Here is a 21,191-nt window from a genome sequence, read left to right on the forward strand (position 1 = left end):
TACATGGACGTACTTGCAGCGTCCCCTGCGCGGCCTGCCCGCCCGGCCCCACCCGGCATTCGCCTTCAGCGAACAACCACGAGGGGCTGCGCCGTTCGCTGGAAACTCAATCGTCCGCGGAAACCGTGCGCCCCGACGCCCACGCCCGTAGTGCCTCCACCTGCTCGGCCATCAGCACCGACAGTGGCCGCGTGGCGCGGATCTCGGTCATCAGCAGCTCGGTGTCCAGCGGCCGGCCCTCGGCATGCGCCGCATACAGGCCGGCGACGATCGCCTGCTCGATCTCGGCGCCGGAGAACCCATTGGCGGCCGCCGCCAGCGCGGGCAGTGCGAAGTCGTCGGCGTTGAGCTGGCGCCGGCCCAGGTGCAGCCGCAGCAGTTCCACGCGCACGTCAGGCGAGGGCAGGTCGACGAAGAAGATCTCGTCGAAGCGGCCCTTGCGCAGCAGCTCGGCAGGCAGCTCGTGCACCTGGTTGGCAGTGGCGACGATGAACACCGGCGCCTTGCGCTCGGCCATCCAGGTCAGCAGGTAACCGAGCACGCGGCGTGACACGCCGCCGTCCTCGCCACCGCTGGCCAGGCCCTTCTCGATCTCGTCCATCCACAGCACGCAGGGCGCCAGCTGCTCGGCCGAGGCCAGCGCCTGGCGCAGGTTGGCCTCGGTCTCGCCGTGGTACTTGTTGTACAGCGCGCCCACGTCCAGGCGCAGCAGTGGTACGCCGAAGCCGGCGGCGGTGGCCTTGGCCAGCATCGACTTGCCGCAGCCCTGTACGCCCAGCAGCAGCATGCCGCGCGGCGGGTCCAGCCCGGCCGGGGCCGAACCGGCAATGAAGGCCACGCGGCGCTGGTTGATCCAGCGCTTGAGCCGGTTGGCGCCGGCCACGTCGCCGAAACGCGCGCTGTCGTGCTCGAAGAACAGGTGGCCGCTACGGTTGAGCAGCTCGAACTTCAGCCGTGCCAGCTGTGGCAGGTCGTCGTCGCGCAGCGCGCCATCGGCGTAGATCAGCTGGCGGGCGATGCGCCGGGCATCGACCAGGCTCAGGCCCTGCAGGTTCTTCAGGATCTTCTTCACCGCCTCGCTGTCGACTTCAACCCGGCGGCCGCCATGCTCACGCGCATAGGCGTCGGCCTCTTCGCGCAGCATCTTCAACAGGGCGTTGGCATCGGGCAGGCGCGGGTTGAAGCGCACCGCCAGTGCTTCCAGCTCGGCCGGCAGCTCCACCTTGGCACCAATCAGCACCAGCACATGCGGCTCGCTGTGGCGGCGCTGGATCAGGTCGCGCAGGGCGCGCTGGTGACTGGCATAGCCCAGGTAGGGGTGGAAATCGAGCAGCAGGTAGACCCCGCGCTGCTCCGCCTGGCGGATCATCTGCAGGGCCGCGCTGGCGTCGGGCGGCCCGACCGGCGGGTCTTCGCTGTCCAGGTCGATCCGGCGCAGGCCCTCGGTGATCGACCAGCGGTGCAGCGCCCGCCATACGTGCATCAGCGTCTGCCGGAACAGCTCGACGATGCGACCCTCGTCCTGGGTCTCGATGACGATCAGTGGGGTGTTGGCGCGGATCAACGCGCTCAGATCCTGCAGTTCGCTCATGCCGGTTCGATCCTTCGGGGGCGCCACGATAGCAAAGGCGATGGCCGCTGGTTCAGCACGACGCTACCTCCCGTCACCATCGCCGGTGTACGCTCGGGGCACGTACCCGGAAGCGAGGCTGGCATGAAGACGATCCTGGTGGCCGGTTCCAAGGGCGGGGTGGGCAAGACCACCGTCGCCACCCACCTGGCCGCGTACGCGGCATTGCAGGGCAAGGCCACGGTGATTGCCGATGCCGACCCGCAGGGCTCCAGCACCCGCTGGGCACAACGCCGTGCCGGGCTGGAAAGTGCGGTGCTGCCGATCGATGTGTATCGGAAGAAGCAGTGGGCGCAGAAGCTGCCCGATGGCACCGACACCGTCATCATCGACGCGCCGGCCGGTGCCCTGGCTGACGATATTCCCCATTTCCTCGACGCTGCCGACGCGGTGGTGGTACCGGTGCTGCCCTCGGCGCTGGACATCGAAGCGATCGTCGGCTTCCTCAACAGCCTGGCCCAGAACCCGCGCGTGCACAGCCGCAAGCTGCCGGTGGGGCTGGTGCTCAACCGTACCAAGCCATGGACCCAGACCTCGCAGCAGGCGCTGCAGATGCTGGGTGAATGGCCGTACCCGGTGGTCGCGCAGCTGCGCGACAGCCAGAGCTACGTGGTCATGACCGGCCTCGGCCGCAGCCTGTTCGACTACCGCTCGGCCCAGGTGCGCGAGCACCAGGCCGACTGGGAGCCGCTGCTGTCCTGGCTCAAGCTTTGATGCCTGCATCACTCTTTCTGCTGCATCCTCTTCTTCATGGAAACCCGCGATGCGTGAATTGATCCTGCTGCGCCATGCCCATGCCGAACCGGCGACCCCCGGCCAGGCCGACCTCGACCGGCCGTTGTCGCCGGTGGGGCTCGCCGAAGCCGAAGCCGCCGGCAAGTGGCTGAAGGAGAAAAACCTGCTGCCGGACTGCGTGCTGTGCTCACCGGCGCGGCGCACCCGGGAAACCCTGGAAGCCGTGCTCGGCACCATCGGCTACGTCGAGAAGCGCCTGGAAGACCGTATCTACGAGGCCACCCCCGGCACCCTCGCGGCGCTGGTGGACGACCGCCGTGACCTCGACCGGGTGCTGGTCGTCGGCCATAACCCCGGCCTGGAGCGCCTGGTGGCGTTGATGACGGAAGGCACCAGCAGCGACTACCGCGGCATGCCGCCGGCTGGCATTGCCGTGCTCGGGTTCCCGCGCGAGGCCTTGATCGAGCCGGGCGTGGCCAGCCTGAACGCGTTCTGGTGGCCGTGATCCAATGAGCCTGGCGCGGCGCAGCCGCTTTCTGCTGCCCGTGCTGCTGGTTTCCGGCGCGGCCTGGGCTGCCGCGCCACCGCCAACGCCCCTGCCGCCGGTGGTCGCCGAGGCGCACCGGGTCCTGCGCCTGGATACCCAACGCTCGCAGATCGGTTTCGAGGTGCGCACCCGCTTCGGGCAGCGCATCGAAGGCCTGTTCCCGCACTTCGAAGGTCGCATCGAGGTCCTCTCCGATGGCCGCCACCAGGTGCACCTGAAGATGTTCACGCGCTCGGTCGAAATCCCCGGCAAGGCGCGCTACACCGGCTGGATGCGCGGCGAGGAGTTCTTCGACGCGGGCCGCCACCCGGTGGTCGAGTTCGACTCGCTGCCGTACTGGCCGGAGACCGTGGAAGACGGGGGCGACATCAACGGGCGGCTGACCCTGCGCGGGATCAGCCACCCCGAGACACTGAAGGTCGAGAAGGCGGAGTGCGCCCGACCCGGCTATGATTGCGACGTCGTCAGCCGCGGTACCGTGCAGCGAGGCCGGTATGGAATGGACAGCTGGCAGCTTGCCTTGAGTGACCGAGTGACCTTCGTATTGCGAGCGCGCCTGAGCGAGGCGCCGAAACCGTGAACCTCCTGCTGCGTGTACTGGCGCTGGCAACCGTGTTGCTGGGCAGCGGTTGTGCATCGCTGTCCACTGCCGAGCGCGACCGTGCCGAGGCCATCGCCGTGCAGGCGCGATCGACCCAGGTCGACTGCCAGCGCGCCGACCGCTGCGCGCAGGACTCGCCGCTGCGTGCGCTGGCCGGCCGGGCGTTCACCGAATCCACCCCGGAGCAGCCGCGCCACTACGCCACCCTGCTGGATGAGGGGGAGGGCGCCCTGGTGGCGCGCCTGAACCTGCTGCGCAGTGCCACCCGCAGCATCGACCTGCAGACCTACATCTTCGACAAGGACGACAGCGCACGGCTGGTCATCGACGAACTGCTGGCCGCGTCGCGGCGCGGGGTGAAGGTGCGGGTGCTGATCGACCAGCTCTCGGCGATTTCCGACCTGCAGATCCTCGGCGCGTTGTCCGGTGCCCACCAGAACTTCCAGCTGCGGGTCTACAACCCGACCTTCGGCAAGGCCCGGCTGAACTACTTCGACTACGCCGGCAGCGTGCTGTGCTGCTTCCGCCGGTTCAACCAGCGCATGCACAACAAGCTGCTGGTGATCGACGATGCGATCGGCGTGGTCGGCGGCCGCAACTACCAGGACGACTATTACGACTGGGACCGCGAGTACAACTTCCGCGACCGCGACGTCATGATCGCCGGCCCGGAAGCGCGCGCGATGGCGGCCAACTTCGATGCGTTCTGGCGCGCCCACCGCAGCGTGCCGGCCGAGCGCCTGAATGACGTGGGCCGCACCCTGCTGCGCGAGGGCGTGCCGGTGCTGCCACCGGCCACCTTCCGCCGCCCCGAGCGGGTGCAGCGGGTCAGCGCCGAAGCCAATGACATGGACTTCGTCACCCGTTCCTTCGTGGATACCGCGCTGCCGGTGGCCTCGGTGCGCTACGTCGCCGACCTGCCGCGCAAGCACCGCCGCGAGAAAGCCGATGCCCCGCTGGCCGGCCAGCACGTGACCGAGCCACAGCTGGATGCACTCATTGCCGGTGCGCAGAAGGAAGTGATCCTGCAGACCCCGTACCTGGTGCTGTCCAAGCCGGCGCAGAAGCTGTTCCGTGAGCTGCGCAAGCGCCCGCAGCCGCCGCGCGTGGTGGTGTCGAGCAACAGCCTGGCGGCCACCGACAACCCGATCGTGTATGCGCTGTCGTACAAGTACAAGCGGCGCAACATGCGCGAACTGGGCTTCAACATCTTCGAATACAAGCCGTTCCCGCTGGATGCACCGGTCGACTACCGCAACCTGCTGCCTGATCCGATCGCCGCGCCCGCGGGCGACGACGACGGCGGGCGCAATCCGCTGATTGGCGGCAGCGCCGCTGGCAGCAATGCCGGCGGTGGCAGCGATGGGGATCTGGCCGCGACCCGCAGGCAGGTACCGGTGAACCATCCGCGTACCGGCAGCGCCTACCAGAACGCCCGCGAACGCCGTCGTGCCGCTGGCAGCGAAGTGGAAACGCGCCTGCTGCGTACCGAGACGCGTCCGTCGTTCCTGGGCAGCAAGGCGGTCAACAAGCCGTTGCCGGTCACCCGCAAGGGTGCCCGCATGGGCCTGCACGCCAAGTCGCTGGTGGTCGACCGCCGCATCGGCGTGGTCGGCACCCACAACTTCGATCCGCGCAGCGAGAACTACAACACCGAAGGCGCGGTGATCATCGACGATCCGGTCTTCGCCGAGCAGCTGGCCGAGAGCATCCTGCGCGATACCCATCCGCAGAACTCGTGGACGGTGGCGCCGCGGGCCAAGCCGCCGGTGCTGTCGGGCCTGAACTACAGCGTCGGCAAGGCCTCCGAAGCGCTGCCGATTCTCGACTTCTGGCCGTGGCGCTATGCCACCGACTACGAGTTCAAGCCCGGCCCGGACTGCCCGCAGCCGCTGCCACGGCAGCACCCGGATTTCCATCGCTGCTACGTTGCCGTCGGCGACTTCCCCGAAGTCAACGTCGGCCCGAAGTGGCTGCTGGTGCGCATGCTGACCGCATTCGGTGCCGGCCTCGTTCCCATTCTCTGAAGGTGCCCGCATGACCCAGGTGTTCCGCGAAGCTGTTTCCATCGAGCAGCTCAATGCGCTCAGCCGCAATACGGCGATCGAGTCGCTGGGCATCGTCTTCAGCGCCGCGGGCGAAGACTGGCTGCAGGCCACCATGCCGGTGGACGAGCGCACCCGGCAGCCCTACGGCATCCTGCACGGCGGTGCCTCGGTGGTGCTGGCAGAGACCCTGGGCAGCAGCGCCGGCAACCTGTGCGTGGATACCGCAAAGCAGATCTGCGTGGGCCTGGAAATCAACGCCAACCATGTGCGTGCGGTGCGCTCGGGGACTGTCACCGGCACCGCGCGCGCGCTGCACGTGGGCCGCAGTACCCAGTTGTGGGAAATCCGCATCGAGGACGAGCAGGGCCGGCTGGTGTGCATCTCGCGGCTGACCCTGGCGGTGGTGGCCGCCGGCCACGGTTGAGCCCCCGTCGGGCGTGTTGACGGCGGCAGAACCCAGCGTTCCCCGCCGATTGCCCCGGTCAATGGCGGTTATGGCCTAAATCGGCTGGCAGCTGCCGCGGCGCTCCGGTATCGTGCGCGGATGACTTCCCCCACTCCGGCCCCCCGTGGCGGCGTGGCGCGTGTGTGCCGTTACCTGTACCGCGTACCGCTGCTGTTGGTCCACATCACCGTGTTCCTGCCGCTGATCCTGATCGGCATGCTTCCGCCGTGGGGCGAGCTGCGCGTGGGCGAGGATACCTTCGGCGCGAAGGTGGTGAACTGGTGGCAGGGCGGGCTGATGTGGATCTTCGGCTTCCGCCTGTCACGGGTGGGCCAGCCCTTGCCCGGTGCCGTTCTGTTCGTCGCCAACCACGTCAGCTGGGTCGACATCTCCATCCTGCACAGCCAGCGCATGATGGGCTTCGTTGCCAAGCGCGAGATCGCCAGCTGGCCGTTGGTGGGTTGGCTCGCCGCGCGCGGCCAGACCATCTTCCATCAGCGTGGCAACACCGAATCGCTCGGTGGGGTGATGCAGGTGATGGCCGATCGCCTGCGTGCCGGCAAGGCGGTCGGTGTGTTCCCGGAAGGGCGCACCCGCGGTGGCCACGAAGTGGGGCCGTTCCATGCCCGCATCTTCCAGGCCGCAGTTGAAACCGGCGTGCCGGTGCAGCCGGTGGCGCTGGTGTACGGGATGAAGGGCGACGCACAGACCATCGTCGCGTTCGGCCCGGGCGAGAGTTTCGCCGCCAATTTCCTGCGCCTGCTGGGTGAGCCGGCGCGGCATACCGAAGTGCATTTCCTGGAGCCGATCGGTACCCAGGACCTGGAAGGCCGTCGACGCATCGCGGAAACCTCGCGCGCGCGCATCGTGGCGGCCATGAGCACGCAGTGAGGGTGCGGTGGCCCTGATACCGCCACCTGTCCTGGACGCCGGTACGCCGACGCTGCATGCGGCTGACTATCAGCCGCCGCGCTGGCTGCGCAATCCGCACCTGCAGTCGATGCTGAGTTCCAGCCGCATGCGCCTGCAGCGCGGCCTGCTGCTGCTGGCGGCCACCGGTGCAGTCAGCGAAGAGCTGATCCTCGATGGCGGTGATGGCGTGCGCCTGCAGGGCTGGCACAGTCATGTCGAAGGCCGCGAGCCGAAGGGTGTCGCGCTGCTGCTGCATGGCTGGGAAGGCAGTGCCGAATCCAGTTACATGCGCATGGCCGCCGCGCGCATGATCGAGCAGGGTTTCGACGTGGTGCGGCTGAACTTCCGCGACCACGGCAACACCCATCATCTCAATCCCGGCATCTTCCACTCCAATCTCATCGATGAAGTGGTGCACGCCGCAGGCGACATCGCCCAGCGCTGGCCGCAGCTGCCGCTGGTGGCCGCCGGCTATTCGCTGGGTGGCAACTTCGTGCTGCGCCTGGCCCTGCGTGCACCGGCCGCCGGCGTGCCGCTGCTGCGCGTGGCCTCGGTGTGCCCGGTGCTGGATCCGGCGCTGACCATGGAGAACATCGAGAACGGCCCGGCGATGTACGACTGGTACTTCCGCCGCAAGTGGGCCGGTTCGCTGCGCCGCAAGCGCGATCTGTTCCCGGAGTTGAGCGACTGCGACGACCGCGTGCTGAAGCTGGACATCCGTGCACTGACCGCCTGGCTGGTCGAACGGCACACCACCTTCGGCTCGCTGCAGGCCTACTTCGATGGCTATTCGATTGCCGGTGACCGCCTGTCCACCCTGCAGGTGCCGGCCGACATCCTGATGGCGCAGGACGACCCGGTGATCCCGTACGCGACCTTCAGCGATTGGCAGCTGCCGCGCCAGGCGCACCTGGAAACCGCCTGCTGGGGAGGCCACTGCGGCTTCCTGGAAAACTGGCGGGGTGACGGCTTCTCCGAGCGCTGGGTGGCGCAGCGCCTGCAGCGGGTGCTGGCGGGCTGAACCGGCACCGGTGCGCGGACCGCTACAATGCGGGTTTGCACTTGAACCGGACCGCCATGCAAGACCAGATCATCCAAGCGTTGCGCCAGAACCAGGCCGACCAGGCCGTGCAGCTGGCCCAGGCATGGACCCGTGATGAACCCGGCCAGGCCGGCGCCCACCGCTGGCTGGCGCTTGCGCTGCAGCAGCAGGGCAAGGCCGAAGATGCCATGGAAGCCCTGCAGCAGGCGTTGCAGCTGGCACCGGACGACGCCCAGCTGCACCTGCAGCATGCTGGCCTGCTGCTGGCCCTGCGCCAGTACGAAGGCGCCGACGAAGCGCTGGCGCGCACCACCGGGCTCGACCCGAACTCCTTCTCCGCCTACCTGATGCAGGCGCACCTGGCGATCGGCCGCAACGACTTCGATGAAGCCCAGCGCCTGTCCACGCTGGCCTCGCGCGTTGAGCCGGATCACCCGGAACTGCTGACCATCGACGGCATGATCGCGCTGCGCCGTGACGATCCGGATCGTGCGCTGACGCTGCTGTCGGCGGCCAACCAGGCGCAGCCCAACGACACCCGCGTGCTGTACGCGCTGGGCTTCGCCTACCTGGGCAAGGACATGCTGGCCTTCGCCGAGCAGGCGTTCCGCCGCGTGCTGGAACTGAACCCGGCCATCAGCTCGCTGCATGGCCTGGTGGTGCAGCTGGCGCTGCGCCAGGGCAACCTGGAGGCGGCTGCCGAAGCGATGCAGATCGCCCTGCAGCAGGAAGGCATGGATACACCGTCGATGCGCCGCCTGGCCGGTGAACTGTCGCTGCGCGGTGGCCAGCCGCTGCAGGCGCTGGACCACCTGCTGCCGTTGCTGGAATCGATCCCCGACGACCGCCAGGTGCTGCAGCTGCTGCTGATGTCCTGGCAGCGCCTGGGCCGCGAAGACGAGGCCCGCGCGCGCCTGGACGCCGCCTTGGAGCAGCACCCGCAGCTGCACGACCTGTGGCTGGCGCGCCTGGCCGTGGAAGAAGTGGGCAGCCCGACCGCCGCTGCGACCGTGGAACGCTGGATGGATGCGATGCCAGGTCATCTGCCGGCCCTGGAAGCGCGCCTGCGCCTGCATGACATGGTGGGCGAACACGAACAGGCTGAAGCCATCGCCGAGCGTATCGTCAGCCTCGAACCGGGCCGCGTCAGCGGCGAAACCCGCCTGGTCGAAGGCCTGTTGCAGCGTGATCCGGTCGCCGCGATCGCCCGCGTGCAGGCGCTGATCGACAGGGCGCCGGACGGTCATCGCGCCGACCTGCGTACCTGGCTGGGTGAAATCCAGGATCGCGCTGGCCAGCCGGAACAGGCGTTGCAGACGTGGATGGCGCTGCAGGCCGACCAGGCGCCGCAGCGCCTGCCGCTGCCGCCGCAGGCCAAGGCGCCGCCGAGCTGGCCGGACAAGGGCGAGATCGACGCTGATGCCAGCTCCGCGCCGATCTTCCTGTGGGGCGCGCCGGGTTCGGGCGTGGAGCGGGTTGCGACCGGCCTGGCCGCCGCCAGCCCGGTGCTGCGCAGCGACCGTTACACCAGCAATCCGCCGGATGATGCATTCCAGAACTACCACACGCTGCAGGACCTCGCCTCCGGCGTGCTGACCCCGGAGCGCCTGGTGCAGCGCTGGCGCGAGCAGCTGCCCGTGCGCGGCGTGCAGGGTGATGCCGTCATCGACTGGCTGCTGTGGTGGGACAACGCACTGCTGTGGGCGCTGCGCCCGCAGCTGCCACAGGGGCGCCTGGTGCTGGTGCTGCGTGATCCGCGCGACATGCTGCTGGACTGGGTGGCCTACGGCGCCGCCGCACCGCTGGCGATGACCTCGCTGGCTGAAGCCAGCGAATGGCTGGCACGCGCGCTGGCGCAGGTTGCCACCCTGCACGAGGAAGATCTGTACCCGCACGTGCTGCTGCGCATCGACCAGATCGGCAACGATCCGCATGCGATGGCCGAGCTGCTGGGACGCCTGTTCGAGCGGCAGATGCCGCCGGCCGCACAGCTGGGCGCACCGCGCTTCCCGCCGGGCCACTGGCGCAACTATCGCGACGTGATGAGCGCCGCCTTTGCCAAGCTCACCCCGATTGCGGTGCGCCTGGGTTACCCGGAAGAGTAAGGAGAAGCCGATGCAACTGAGCAGCCACAGCCTGACCAACGGCGCGCCGATCGACCGCGAGTTCGCCGCTGGCGATGCCGCAGGCTTCGCGCCGGACCGCAACCCTCACCTGGCCTGGAACGGCGCGCCGGAAGGCACGCGTTCGTTCCTGCTGGTGTGCGTGGATCCGGATGTGCCGACCGTTCCGGAAATGGTCGGCCGCAGCGACATGACCGTGCCGCGCGACCAGCCGCGCTGCGACTTCGTGCATTGGGTGATGGCCGACATTCCGGCCTCGGTGCAGGAGATCGCCGCCGGCAGCTGCAGCGATGGCTTCGTGGTGAAGGGCAAGACCGCACCGGCGGGCCGGCCGGCAGCCGCCAGGGCCTGAACGACTTCACCGGCTGGTTTGCCGGCAATCCGGACATGGCCGGTGACTATCTGGGCTACGACGGCCCGTATCCGCCGTTCAACGACGAACGCGTGCACCGCTACTTCTTCCGCGTGTTTGCGCTGGACGTGGCCTCGTTGGAGCTTCCGGCACGCTTCACCGCCGCAGACGCGTATCGCGCCATGCACGGCCACGTGCTGGCCGAAGCGACGCTGCACGGTACCTACACCTTGAACCCCGCATTGGCCTGAGCGGGCAATGTGCGTTGTAGAGCCGAGCCCATGCTCGGCTGCTTTTCCCGATAGACAGCAGCCGAGCATGAGCTCGGCTCTACAACGCACAATGAAGAAGGGCGGCCTTTCGGCCGCCCTTCTGTCGTTTTACTTCTTCTCGATGGCCGACTCGACCACCATGTCCAGCACGTACGCCTGCGACGGCGCATCAGCCGGCGGGTTCTTCACTTCGTAGCGCTTCACGCGCACCACGTTGCGCACGCCGTCTTCGTGGGTGTAGCCCTCGATGTTGCCGTAGAAGTTCTCGAACTTGCCCGGCTCACCCTGCTTCAGGCCCTTGTCGTCGAACTTGACCTCACGCACCTGCAGGCACTGGTAGTCCGGGATCAGCGGGTGCGAGCACTTCTCGGTCTTCGCGGCCACTTCCAGGAACACGGTTTCGCCGGCGCCGCCATAGCGGGTTTCAGCGGTCGGTTCCGGGTTGAACACCAGCACGTCGCCCTTGGCGGTGGTCAGGGTCAGCTTGCCATCGGCATCCTGCTCGGCCTTCAGCTCGCCCTGCAGGCGGCTCGACACGGCCTCGTCCAGCGCCATCAGCGCCTTGTCGGTGCAGGCCATCATGGTCGAGGCCATCGCACTGACCGTCAGCTTGCCGTCGGCCAGTGTGTAGCCGCCACCCATGTGGTTGCAGGCGTTGCTGACCGACAGGCGGCCATCAGCGAAGTCCAGGGTGACCGGCTTGTCTTCGCGGGCGAACAGCGCGTCGATGCGCTTGCCGTCGGCGGCGGTGGCCTGCTGCAGCAGCCAGTGCTGGCTCTGCAGGCGCTGCGCGTCCAGGTGCGCCAGCGTCTGCTGGTCTGCTGCCTTGGCCGCGGCCGGGGCCACGTCGTCGCCGCCGGTGCCGGCCGGGGCCGGGGTCTGGCTGCAGGCGGCCATCAGGGCCAGCGGGAGGAGCAGGGTGAGCTTGCGGTTCATGGTGATTCTCCTTGGGGAACCGTGGGGGAAACGGGGTGGGGCCGGCATCGGGGTTACCGTGCCCCGGCGCTGTTCAGCTGCCGGACGGCAACCACAGCAGCAGCGCCGCGCCCAGCGCGATGCGGTAAATGGCGAAGGCGGTGAACCTGTGCGACTTGATGTAGCCCATCAGCCACTTCACTACGACGAAGCCGGTGACGGCCGCGGCAAGGAAGGCCACGCCCACGTCGGCCCAGTTCTCGCTGCCCAGCTGCCCGGCCTTGGCCATCTCCAGGAAGGTGTAGGCGCTGGCGGCGAACATGGTGGGAATGCCGACCAGGAACACGAACTCGGCGGCGGCGGCGCGGCGGCTCAGGCCCAGCAGCATGGCCAGGAAGATCGCCGAGGCCGAGCGCGAGGTGCCGGGGAACACGCCGGCCACCACCTGCGCCAGGCCCACACCGATCGCCACTGTCCAGGTCACCTGGTCGCGGTCGGGCAGGCGCGCGGTATAGGCCTCCACCAGCAGCATCCAGACGCCACCGATGATCAGTGCCCAGGCCACCGGGCTGACCGTCTCCGGCAGCGACCAGCCGGCCTTGCGCACCACCAGGCCGACCACGGCGGTGACCAGGAAGGCCGCGCCCAGCTTGAACACGTACTCGCGGTTCTCGCGCTGGTTCAAGCCGGTGGCCAGCTGCAGCAGGCGCTGGCGGAACACCAGCACCACGGCCACGATCGCGCCGGCCTGGATGACGATGTTGAAGAAGTCCGAGCGGGCACCCAGCCAGTGCTGGGCGATGAGCAGGTGGCCGGTGCTGGAGATCGGCAGGAATTCGGTCAAGCCTTCGAGGATGCCCAGCAGCAGGGCGGAGAGCAGGTCGGACATGGACAGTGCGGGCACGCGCGGCAGGTAGGAAGAAGGTCGAGAGGATAGACGATCCCTGCTGCACCAAACGGGTGCGTCTGGTGCTGGGTGCACCCAATTGGTGCGCACCGATTTGCACCGGTTCAGGGCACCCTTTTTGAAATCAATGACTTGCAGCCTGCGAAAAGTTGGCACGGTCGTTGCTCTACCTCAGCAGGCATTCATCCCCATCCGAGGTCGTACCGATGTCCGTGGAAAACGTTGAGAAGCTGATCAAGGACAACCAGATCGAGTTCGTCGATCTGCGCTTTGTCGACATGCGTGGTGTCGAGCAGCACGTGACCTTCCCGGTCAGCATCATCGAGCCGTCGCTGTTCGAAGAAGGCAAGATGTTCGACGGCAGCTCGATCGCCGGCTGGAAGGGCATCAACGAGTCGGACATGGTGCTGCTGCCGGATACTGCCAGCGCCTACGTCGACCCGTTCTACGCCGATCCGACCATCGTGATCAGCTGCGACATCCTGGACCCGGCCACCATGCAGCCGTATGGTCGTTGCCCGCGCGGCATCGCCAAGCGCGCCGAGGCTTACCTGAAGTCCTCCGGCATCGCCGAAACCGCGTTCTTCGGCCCGGAGCCGGAATTCTTCATCTTCGACTCGGTCCGTTTCGCCAATGAAATGGGCAATACCTTCTTCAAGGTCGATTCCGAAGAAGCCGCCTGGAACAGCGGTGCCAAGTACGACGGCGCCAACAGCGGCTACCGTCCGGGCGTGAAGGGTGGCTACTTCCCCGTGCCGCCGACCGACACCCTGCACGACCTGCGCGCCGAGATGTGCAAGACCCTGGAACAGGTCGGCATCGAAGTGGAAGTGCAGCACCACGAAGTGGCCACCGCAGGCCAGTGCGAGATCGGCACCAAGTTCAGCACCCTGGTGCAGAAGGCCGACGAACTGCTGCGCATGAAGTACGTCATCAAGAACGTCGCGCACCGCAATGGCAAGACCGTCACCTTCATGCCCAAGCCGATCGTCGGCGACAACGGCAGCGGCATGCACGTGCACCAGTCGCTGTCCAAGGGCGGCACCAACCTGTTCTCCGGTGACGGCTACGGTGGCCTGAGCCAGCTGGCGCTGTGGTACATCGGCGGCATCTTCAAGCACGCCAAGGCCATCAATGCCTTCGCCAACTCGGGCACCAACAGCTACAAGCGCCTGGTGCCGGGCTTCGAAGCGCCGGTGATGCTGGCCTACTCGGCCCGCAACCGTTCGGCCTCGTGCCGCATTCCGTGGGTCTCCAACCCGAAGGCGCGCCGCATCGAAATGCGCTTCCCGGATCCGATCCAGTCCGGCTACCTGACCTTCACCGCGCTGATGATGGCCGGCCTGGACGGCATCAAGAACCAGATCGACCCGGGCGCACCGAGCGACAAGGACCTGTACGACCTGCCGCCGGAAGAAGAGAAGCTGATCCCGCAGGTCTGCTCCTCGCTGGACCAGGCGCTGGAAGCGCTGGACAAGGACCGCGAGTTCCTGAAGGCCGGTGGCGTGATGAGCGATGACTTCATCGACGGCTACATCGCGCTGAAGATGCAGGAAGTGACCAAGTTCCGCGCGGCCACCCACCCGCTGGAATACCAGCTGTACTACGCCAGCTGACCGGATGCGATGGCGGTGGGCTTCCCCTCCCACCCGCCGCCATCGCTTCCGTTCTCGCGGCTGGGGAGCCGCAAGGCGGGCGCAGGCCCGCCGTTGTAGAGCGGACTGTCGGTCCGCTGCATTGGAACGCGGGCCTTTGGCCCGCTTATCCAGGGGCAAGAGAAAGACCGGATACGCGACCAGGGCCGCCCTCCCTCCCGCGTCGGTCGTGCAAGGAGAGAGGCACGGCCGTCCCGGCCCTGTATGTGTCCGGTGCAACAGCCACGGCCATCATCTGATGGCCGCGGGTTGCCTGATGCCAACGCGCGTCTGCGCGCTGGCCCCATCCACCATCGGGACATGCGCATGAAACTGATCTCCGCCATCATCCGGCCGTTCAAGCTCGACGAGGTCCGCGAGGCCCTGTCCGACGCAGGCGTGTCGGGCATCACCGTGACCGAAGTGAAAGGCTTCGGTCGCCAGAAGGGCCACACCGAGCTGTATCGCGGCGCCGAGTACGTCGTCGATTTCCTGCCCAAGATCAAGATCGAAACCGTGGTCACCGACGAGCGTGCCGACGCGGTGATCGAAGCGATCCAGTCGTCGGCAGGCACCGGCAAGATCGGTGACGGCAAGATCTTCGTCACCGCCGTCGAACAGGTCATCCGCATCCGCACCGGCGAAATCGGTGCCGACGCGCTGTAACCCCCCTTCCGGAGACTCCCCCATGAAGATGCGCCTTCTCACCGGGTGGCAAGCCCGGTTCCATGTCGTGTGGCTGTTGATGCTGCTCAGCGCGTTCGCCGCCGGTGCGTGGCCGGGCAGCGCCCATGCCCAGGCACAGGTGTCGCCGCTGCCGAGCGAAACCGTAGCGGTTGAACCGTTGCAGGCCCCGGTGGCCGCAGCACCTGCCGCTGCCGAAGCAACGGCCCCGGCGTTCGACCACGGTGACGTAGCCTGGATGCTCACTTCCACCCTGCTGGTGCTGCTGATGGTGGTGCCGGGCCTTGCCCTGTTCTACGGCGGCCTGGTGCGTTCGAAGAACGTGCTGTCGGTACTCAGCCAGATCCTGGTGGTGTTCTCGCTGGTGCTGCTGCTGTGGGTGGCGTACGGCTACAGTGCGGTATTCAGCGCCGGCAACCCATTCTTCGGCTCGTTCACCGAATTCGCCTTCCTCAAGGGCTTCACTCCGGAGTCGGTCGGCAACACGCCGATCAAGGGCCTGCCGGATTACCTGTTCGTCGCCTTCCAGTCGACCTTCGCGGGCATCACCACTGCGCTGATCGTCGGTGCCTTCGCCGAACGCATCAAGTTCCGTGCGGTGCTGCTGTTCTCGGCGCTGTGGTTCACCCTCAGCTACATCCCGATGGCGCACATCGTCTGGGGGGGCGGCTACCTGGGTGAGATGGGCGCGATCGATTTCGCCGGTGGCACCGTGGTCCACATCAACGCAGGCGTTGCCGGCCTGGTGGCCGCATGGTTCGTCGGCAAGCGCCTGGGCTATGGCCAGACCGCGCTGAAGCCGCACAACGTGCCGTTCACCTATATCGGCGCGATGCTGCTGTGGGTGGGTTGGTTCGGCTTCAACGCCGGCTCCGCCGCCGCAGCCGATACCGTAGCTTCACTGGCCTTCCTCAACACCGTGCTGGCCACGGCTGCGGCTGTACTCGGCTGGACGCTGGTGGAAGCGATCAGCAAGGGCAAGCCGTCGGCACTGGGCGCCGCCTCGGGCGCGGTGGCCGGCCTGGTCGGCATCACCCCGGCCTGCGGCACCGTCGGTCCGCTCGGCGCGATCGTCATCGGCTTCGTCGCCGGCGTGGTCTGCGTGTGGGGCGTGACCGGCCTCAAGCGCCTGCTGAAGGTGGACGACACCGCCGACGTGTTCGGTGTGCATGGCGTCGGCGGCATCGTCGGCGCGATCCTTACCGGCGTGTTCAGTGCACAGTCGCTGGGTGGCACCAAGGCCGATCTGGATATCGCGCACCAGGTCTGGGTGCAGGTGGTCAGTGTCGGTCTCACCGTGGTGTGGTCGGCCGTGGTGACCGCGGTCATCCTGCTGGTGGTCAAGGTCGTGGTCGGCCTGCGCGTGACCGAAGAGGCAGAGCGCACCGGCCTGGATGTGACCTCGCACGGCGAATCGGCCTACGAGGCCTGATGCATGACGGGCGGCCCTGCGGGGCCGCCTTTGCGTTTGGTGGCTGCCAGGCAAGCCTGGCACTGCTCCTGCTCTGGTGGGTGCCAGGCTTGCTTGGCACAGGGTCTGGGACTGCTCTGGTGGGTGCCGACCGTTGGTCGGCACAGCTGGTAGCCCATCCACGCATGGCGTGGATCTACCGCATCCTCTCTGGTGGGTGCCAAGCTTGCTCGGCACGGCGGCATGCATCATCGCGGCTGATCGCGCACAATCAGGCCATGCACCCGATCCGCACGTCCCTGATGCTCTCGGCCTGCCTGCTGCTGGCCGCCTGCGCCTCCACGCCGCAGGAAACCCGCAACCCGCTCGCCACCTGGGTGCCATCGCCCAACCAGAACGCGCGCACGCCGGTCATCATCGTCATCCACCACACCGAGCAGAAATCGGTGCAGCAGAGCCTGCACACGCTGCGCACGGCCAACAGTGGTGGACCGGTCAGCGCGCACTACCTGATCGGCGCCGATGGCCATCGCTACCAGCTGGTGGCCGATGTGCGCCGCGCCTGGCATGCGGGGGCCGGCCGCTGGGGCACCATCACCGATCTCAATTCGGCCTCGATCGGCATCGAACTCGACAACGATGGCCGCAGCCCGTTCAGTGCGGCGCAGATCGAATCGCTGATCGTGCTGCTTCGCGATCTCACCACCCGGTTGAACATCCCGCCGCGCCAGGTGATCGCCCACGCCGACCTGGCACCGACGCGCAAGCAGGATCCGAGCCGCTTCTTCCCCTGGCAGCAGCTGGCCGAGGCCGGGTTCGGGGTCTGGCCGCGCGCTGCGGATGGTGCTGCGCCGGAAGGCTTCGATGCGTGGAATGCACTGGCCCGCTTCGGCTATCCGCTGGACAACCGCGAGGCCACCGTCGCCGCCTTCCATCGCCGTTTCCGTGGCCGCGACGACCTGCCGAAGACGCTGGATGCCGAGGACGCCCGCATCCTGCATTCGCTGTTGCTGCAGATGCCGTGACCCCGCGCATGAACGCTTGACCCCGCGCTGGGTTGCCGCCCAGCGGCCGGCACTCCACCATGGCGGCATGATCGATTCCGCCACCTTCTTCAAGCGCAAGCACTGCATCCTGCTGGCAGCGGCCGTGCTCGCCGGCTGCTCCACCACCGCCCCCCGCACCGGATCCGAAGTGCCGACGGCCGTCACACCGCCGGCGGCCACCTACGCCAAGGTCGCATGGAGCGCACTGCCGCCGGTCTCCGACAGCGATCTGCAGGCCGGCTTCGTTGCCTGGCGCAGCAGCTGCACCCGCCTGAAGAACGATGCGGTCTGGGCCAGACCCTGCGCCACCGCCGCGACGGTGGCGGACAAGGACCCGGCCGCGATCCGCCAGTTCCTGCAGCGCGATTTGGATGTCTATGCACTGCGTGCCGGCGGCCACCAGGCCGACGGGCTCATTACCGGCTACTACGAACCGATCTATCCCGGCAGCCTCACCCGCACGGCCACTGCCACGGTGCCGGTGTACGGCACGCCCGATGATCTGGTGGTGGTGCAGTTGGAGAGCCTCTACCCGGAACTGAAGGGCAAGCGTTTGCGCGGGCGCGTCGAAGGCAAGGTGCTCAAGCCCTATGACGACGCCGGTACCATCGCGGCCAAGGGCGCCAAGGGCGCCAAGGCGCCGGTGCTGGCCTGGCTGACTGATCCGATGGACCTGCAGCTGCTGCAGATCCAGGGATCCGGCCGGGTGCGACTGGGCGATGGCACGCAGGTGCGGCTGGCCTATGCAGAACAGAATGGCCACCCGTACCGCGCCATCGGTCGCTGGCTGGTGGACCAGGGCCAGCTGAAGAAGGAAGACGTCACCATGGACGCCATCCGCACCTGGGCCCGAGCCAATCCCGCACGCGTGCCGGAACTGCTGCGCAGCAATCCCAGCTACGTGTTTTTCGTGCGCAACCCGGACAGCCCGGAAGGTCCACGCGGTTCACTGAACGTGCCGCTCACCGCCGGTTACAGCGTGGCAGTGGACCGCACCGTGGTGCCGCTGGGCAGCCTGCTGTGGCTGTCCACCACGCGCCCGGACGGCAGCCCGGTGGTGCGCCCGGTGGCCGCGCAGGACACCGGCGGTGCCATCGCCGGTGAAGTGCGCGCCGACCTGTACTGGGGCAGCGGCGATGCCGCCGGCAAGCTGGCCGGTGACATGAAGCAGAAGGGCAACATCTGGATGCTGTGGCCGAAGGGCGTGGCGTTGCCGGCGCCGGCCCAATGAAGCGCTCACCTGCGCGCTGCAAGGTCGGGCGATAATGGCGCCATTCCGAACTTTCCGGCCGCGCCTGCGGCCAGGACCTCCGCAATGACCTCCGCAAAGCACAACGCAAGATCCGGCGCGAAATCCGCCGCAAAGAAGTACTACAAGCACTGGGCCGAATCGGGCCTGGGCAAGGGCAACGTGCTGATGGAAGCACGCGGCGAGAAGATCGTGCGCCAGGTGGAAATCTACGGCACCAAGATGGTCTGGGCCGACGAGCATGCCCACAGCGACGACCGCTTCCTGCTGGCCGACCAGCCGGTGTCGTTCCTGGATTTCGACGAGGACGACGAAATCTCCGCGCGCGAATTCGAAAGCGCCTGGAAGAAGGCCAGGGAAGCCACCGGCTACCCGGTGTAAGCAGCGCTCCACCCCGCTGTGTAGAGTCGAGCCATGCTCGACTGCTGTTTGCCAGGAGCCGTCGAGCATGGCTCGACTCTACATGGCAGGCGTGTGAAATGTTATATGATTACATTTCATCCGCACCCTTCCACCCCCATGAAGACCTCCACGCTGGTGGCCGCCCTCGCGGCCGCTCCGTTCGCCCCTGAAGCTTTCGCACAGTCCGCCGATGCCGCGCTCACCCTCGGCAAGGTGCAGGTGCACCAGCATGGCGAAGGCCAGCTCAGCGCACACCAGGTGCTGACCTCGGTGGACGTGCTGGGCGCGGACCAGATCGAAGACCGCAACGTCTCGCACAGCTGGGAACTGCTGGGGCAGATGCCCGGCATCCAGCTCACCGAAACCCGGCAGGGGGCCGAATCGGGCAAGGTCAGCTTCCGCGCCTTCAACGGCGAGGGCTACCTCAACGCCATCAAGACCCTCATCGACGGCATCCCCAGCAACGTCAACAGCGGCAACCAGCGCTTCATCGACATGCTGTTCCCGCTGGAGATCAGCTACATCGAAGTGGTGCGCGGAACCAACGACCCGCGCTACGGCCTGCACAACATCGGCGGCAACGTGAACTTCGGTACGCGCCAGGGCGGCAACTACACCGATGCGCGGCTGGCCTACGGCAGCTACAACACCCGCGATGCGCAGCTGGCGATCGGCCGCGAAAGCAATGGCTTCGCGCAGAACTACTTCGTCGGCACCCAGGCCAGCGATGGGTACCGCGACCACGACACCTCGAAGAAGTATTCGCTGGGTGGCAAATGGTTCTACGGGTCGCTGGACAACGGCCTGCGCGTGGGCCTGATCGCGCGCGCCTACCACCACGAAGCGGACGAACCCGGCTTCATGACGGCCGACGAACTGCGCACGCATCGTCGTGGCAGCGACCTGCGCAACGGCAACGATGGCGATGACCGCGACATGCGGCAGATCGCCGCGCACGTGGACTTGAAGCTGTCCGACGCGCTCGCCTTCGGCACGCGGCTGTACTACAACCGCTACGAAGACGACCGCCGCGTGACCTTCAGCGACCTGCCCACCGGCAACCTGCCGCGCCAGCGCCGCGTGTGGGATGAGCGCCAGACCGGCCTGCTCAGCACGCTCACCTGGCAGGCCAGCGCCGCGCTTACCGTCGAAGGCGGCCTGAACTACGAGCAGCAGGACAACGGCTACGTCCGCGAGCGCTACGCCTACGCCGAACCCACCGATTTCAGCCAGGCACCGGCGCGCGTGCAGAACAACGACCGCCACAGCTTCGACAACTGGGGTGCCTACGTGCAGGCCATCTACCAGCCCGGCGAGGCGTGGAAGATCGTGCCGGCCTACCGTATCGACCGCTTCAGTGGTAGCACGCACCTGATGAGCGGGATCAGCGGCCGCCTGCAGGACTACGGCACGATCGGCCAGCCCAAGCTGAGCGTCATCCACAGCCTGGGCCAGACCACCCACGTCTACGCGAACTGGGGCCGCACCTTCCAGGTGCTGACCGGTTCCACCGCACCGGCCTACCTCACCCCGGGGCAGGCGCCGATGCAGCCGTCCACCAACACCGGCATGGAGCTGGGCCTGAAATTCCAGCCGTTTGCCGGCAGCCAGGCACGCCTGGCGGTGTGGCAGCAGGATGCAGAGAACGAGGTATCCAACATGCCGGCTACCGGTACGACGGTCACCTTGGGTAAGACCCGCCGCCGCGGCGTGGATGCGCAGCTGAGCCTGCAGATGGGCGACGACTGGACGGTCTGGGCCTCGCACGCCTACCAGGAAGCGAAGATCACCCGCGACGACCGCGATGCCAGCGTTTCCCTGCAGGGCCGCGAAGTGGCCGCCACCCCGCGCCACATCAGCAATCTGGGCGTGGACTACCGCGCCACTGATGCGCTGCGGCTGGGCCTGCAGGCGCGTGCACAGGGCGATTACTACCTGGAAGAGCGCAACGCGGCCGGCAAGTTCGGAGGCTTCGCCGTGCTCGACCTCAGCGCCGCGTACCAGATCAACCCGCGCTGGAGCGTGGACCTGCAGCTGAAGAACGTCACCGGCCGCGAGTACGCCTACGCCTGGTACGACAGCTTCTTCTGGGACAGCGCCCGCCCGATGTTCTCGCCTGCCCCGGGCCGCAGCGTGTTCGTCGGCCTGAACATGAAGCTGTAATCGGCCACGCACCCGGTAGTGGTCGAGCCTGCTCGACCTGCGGCAGGGGTCAGAGCCCTTTCCTGACGGAAAG

The 21,191-nt window shown here is 67.5% G+C and carries 18 protein-coding genes and 1 pseudogene; 16 read left to right on the forward strand and 3 right to left on the reverse strand.

Annotated elements, in window-relative coordinates; translation table 11 throughout:
* Positions 1-106 precede the first annotated feature (106 nt).
* Positions 107-1,591 carry an AAA family ATPase gene (locus tag G5A07_RS11435; RefSeq protein ID WP_019337592.1) on the reverse strand — a complete coding sequence of 495 codons (1,485 nt, stop codon included), beginning with the start codon at positions 1,589-1,591 and terminating at the stop codon, positions 107-109.
* A gap of 123 nt (positions 1,592-1,714) precedes the next feature.
* On the opposite strand from G5A07_RS11435, the gene G5A07_RS11440 reads away from it, so the two are divergent.
* The 9 genes and pseudogenes from G5A07_RS11440 to G5A07_RS11480 all read left to right on the forward strand — a co-directional run bounded on the left by G5A07_RS11440 (position 1,715) and on the right by G5A07_RS11480 (position 10,686).
* Complete coding sequence (locus G5A07_RS11440) at positions 1,715-2,344, forward strand: ParA family protein (RefSeq protein WP_010487235.1); 630 nt, start codon at positions 1,715-1,717, stop codon at positions 2,342-2,344.
* 49 nt (positions 2,345-2,393) lie between these two features.
* Complete coding sequence (locus G5A07_RS11445) at positions 2,394-2,870, forward strand: histidine phosphatase family protein (protein ID WP_191863329.1); 477 nt, start codon at positions 2,394-2,396, stop codon at positions 2,868-2,870.
* 4 nt (positions 2,871-2,874) lie between these two features.
* Positions 2,875-3,492: a YceI family protein gene (locus G5A07_RS11450; RefSeq protein WP_043400783.1), complete on the forward strand. Its 618-nt coding sequence runs from the start codon at positions 2,875-2,877 to the stop codon at positions 3,490-3,492.
* Positions 3,489-5,540 (forward strand): phospholipase D family protein, encoded by a 2,052-nt coding sequence (locus tag G5A07_RS11455; protein ID WP_191863330.1) that lies wholly within the window; start codon positions 3,489-3,491, stop codon positions 5,538-5,540. Before G5A07_RS11450 ends, G5A07_RS11455 begins: the two co-directional genes overlap by 4 nt.
* 10 nt (positions 5,541-5,550) lie before the next feature.
* On the forward strand, positions 5,551-5,985 hold the full coding sequence (locus G5A07_RS11460) for a hotdog fold thioesterase (protein WP_010487227.1): 435 nt from the start codon (positions 5,551-5,553) through the stop codon (positions 5,983-5,985).
* A 120-nt stretch (positions 5,986-6,105) separates the two neighbouring features.
* Positions 6,106-6,897, forward strand: a complete 792-nt coding sequence (locus G5A07_RS11465; RefSeq protein WP_019337597.1) for a lysophospholipid acyltransferase family protein — start codon at positions 6,106-6,108, stop codon at positions 6,895-6,897.
* 52 nt (positions 6,898-6,949) lie between these two features.
* Positions 6,950-7,939, forward strand: a complete 990-nt coding sequence (locus tag G5A07_RS11470) for an alpha/beta fold hydrolase (RefSeq protein ID WP_029380138.1) — start codon at positions 6,950-6,952, stop codon at positions 7,937-7,939.
* A 56-nt stretch (positions 7,940-7,995) separates the two neighbouring features.
* Positions 7,996-10,065: a tetratricopeptide repeat protein gene (locus G5A07_RS11475; protein WP_191863331.1), complete on the forward strand. Its 2,070-nt coding sequence runs from the start codon at positions 7,996-7,998 to the stop codon at positions 10,063-10,065.
* Between the two features lie 10 nt (positions 10,066-10,075).
* A pseudogene (locus tag G5A07_RS11480) lies at positions 10,076-10,686 on the forward strand (YbhB/YbcL family Raf kinase inhibitor-like protein).
* 129 nt (positions 10,687-10,815) lie between these two features.
* Here the strand turns inward: G5A07_RS11480 and G5A07_RS11485 are convergent.
* Positions 10,816-11,643, reverse strand: coding sequence for an META and DUF4377 domain-containing protein (locus tag G5A07_RS11485; RefSeq protein WP_010487212.1), 828 nt, complete (start codon positions 11,641-11,643; stop codon positions 10,816-10,818).
* Positions 11,644-11,716: 73 nt separating this feature from the next.
* A complete protein-coding gene (locus tag G5A07_RS11490) occupies positions 11,717-12,511 on the reverse strand; it encodes an undecaprenyl-diphosphate phosphatase (RefSeq protein WP_010487209.1) in 795 nt (264 codons plus the stop codon).
* A 224-nt stretch (positions 12,512-12,735) separates the two neighbouring features.
* Here G5A07_RS11490 and glnA point away from each other — a divergent pair, with 224 nt between their 5' ends.
* The 7 genes from glnA to G5A07_RS11525 all read left to right on the forward strand — a co-directional run bounded on the left by glnA (position 12,736) and on the right by G5A07_RS11525 (position 21,118).
* Complete coding sequence (glnA, locus tag G5A07_RS11495; protein WP_010487206.1) at positions 12,736-14,145, forward strand: type I glutamate--ammonia ligase; 1,410 nt, start codon at positions 12,736-12,738, stop codon at positions 14,143-14,145.
* Positions 14,146-14,490: 345 nt separating this feature from the next.
* Entirely contained in the window at positions 14,491-14,829 is a 339-nt protein-coding gene (locus G5A07_RS11500; protein ID WP_004134334.1) for a P-II family nitrogen regulator, read from the forward strand.
* A 22-nt stretch (positions 14,830-14,851) separates the two neighbouring features.
* Positions 14,852-16,279, forward strand: coding sequence for an ammonium transporter (amt, locus tag G5A07_RS11505; protein WP_043400789.1), 1,428 nt, complete (start codon positions 14,852-14,854; stop codon positions 16,277-16,279).
* A gap of 257 nt (positions 16,280-16,536) precedes the next feature.
* Positions 16,537-17,283, forward strand: coding sequence for an N-acetylmuramoyl-L-alanine amidase (locus G5A07_RS11510; RefSeq protein ID WP_099559727.1), 747 nt, complete (start codon positions 16,537-16,539; stop codon positions 17,281-17,283).
* A gap of 67 nt (positions 17,284-17,350) precedes the next feature.
* Complete coding sequence (locus tag G5A07_RS11515) at positions 17,351-18,535, forward strand: MltA domain-containing protein (RefSeq protein ID WP_191863332.1); 1,185 nt, start codon at positions 17,351-17,353, stop codon at positions 18,533-18,535.
* An 84-nt stretch (positions 18,536-18,619) separates the two neighbouring features.
* Entirely contained in the window at positions 18,620-18,934 is a 315-nt protein-coding gene (locus G5A07_RS11520; RefSeq protein ID WP_134958154.1) for a hypothetical protein, read from the forward strand.
* 138 nt (positions 18,935-19,072) lie between these two features.
* Complete coding sequence (locus tag G5A07_RS11525) at positions 19,073-21,118, forward strand: TonB-dependent receptor (protein WP_191863333.1); 2,046 nt, start codon at positions 19,073-19,075, stop codon at positions 21,116-21,118.
* Positions 21,119-21,191 lie beyond the last annotated feature (73 nt).

It is taken from the genome of Stenotrophomonas sp. AS012628, from assembly GCF_010608305.1.
Taxonomy (GTDB): domain Bacteria; phylum Pseudomonadota; class Gammaproteobacteria; order Xanthomonadales; family Xanthomonadaceae; genus Stenotrophomonas; species Stenotrophomonas geniculata.

Bases quoted from the DNA above. Each gene is read 5' to 3' on its own strand.
- G5A07_RS11435 (WP_019337592.1), bottom strand. From the start codon at position 1,591: ATGAGCGAACTGCAGGATCTGAGCGCGTTGATCCGCGCCAACACCCCA.
- G5A07_RS11440 (WP_010487235.1), top strand. From the start codon at position 1,715: ATGAAGACGATCCTGGTGGCCGGTTCCAAGGGCGGGGTGGGCAAGACC.
- G5A07_RS11445 (WP_191863329.1), top strand. From the start codon at position 2,394: ATGCGTGAATTGATCCTGCTGCGCCATGCCCATGCCGAACCGGCGACC.
- G5A07_RS11450 (WP_043400783.1), top strand. From the start codon at position 2,875: ATGAGCCTGGCGCGGCGCAGCCGCTTTCTGCTGCCCGTGCTGCTGGTT.
- G5A07_RS11460 (WP_010487227.1), top strand. From the start codon at position 5,551: ATGACCCAGGTGTTCCGCGAAGCTGTTTCCATCGAGCAGCTCAATGCG.
- G5A07_RS11465 (WP_019337597.1), top strand. From the start codon at position 6,106: ATGACTTCCCCCACTCCGGCCCCCCGTGGCGGCGTGGCGCGTGTGTGC.
- G5A07_RS11475 (WP_191863331.1), top strand. From the start codon at position 7,996: ATGCAAGACCAGATCATCCAAGCGTTGCGCCAGAACCAGGCCGACCAG.
- G5A07_RS11485 (WP_010487212.1), bottom strand. From the start codon at position 11,643: ATGAACCGCAAGCTCACCCTGCTCCTCCCGCTGGCCCTGATGGCCGCC.
- G5A07_RS11490 (WP_010487209.1), bottom strand. From the start codon at position 12,511: ATGTCCGACCTGCTCTCCGCCCTGCTGCTGGGCATCCTCGAAGGCTTG.
- glnA (WP_010487206.1), top strand. From the start codon at position 12,736: ATGTCCGTGGAAAACGTTGAGAAGCTGATCAAGGACAACCAGATCGAG.
- G5A07_RS11500 (WP_004134334.1), top strand. From the start codon at position 14,491: ATGAAACTGATCTCCGCCATCATCCGGCCGTTCAAGCTCGACGAGGTC.
- amt (WP_043400789.1), top strand. From the start codon at position 14,852: ATGAAGATGCGCCTTCTCACCGGGTGGCAAGCCCGGTTCCATGTCGTG.
- G5A07_RS11510 (WP_099559727.1), top strand. From the start codon at position 16,537: ATGCACCCGATCCGCACGTCCCTGATGCTCTCGGCCTGCCTGCTGCTG.
- G5A07_RS11515 (WP_191863332.1), top strand. From the start codon at position 17,351: ATGATCGATTCCGCCACCTTCTTCAAGCGCAAGCACTGCATCCTGCTG.
- G5A07_RS11520 (WP_134958154.1), top strand. From the start codon at position 18,620: ATGACCTCCGCAAAGCACAACGCAAGATCCGGCGCGAAATCCGCCGCA.
- G5A07_RS11525 (WP_191863333.1), top strand. From the start codon at position 19,073: ATGAAGACCTCCACGCTGGTGGCCGCCCTCGCGGCCGCTCCGTTCGCC.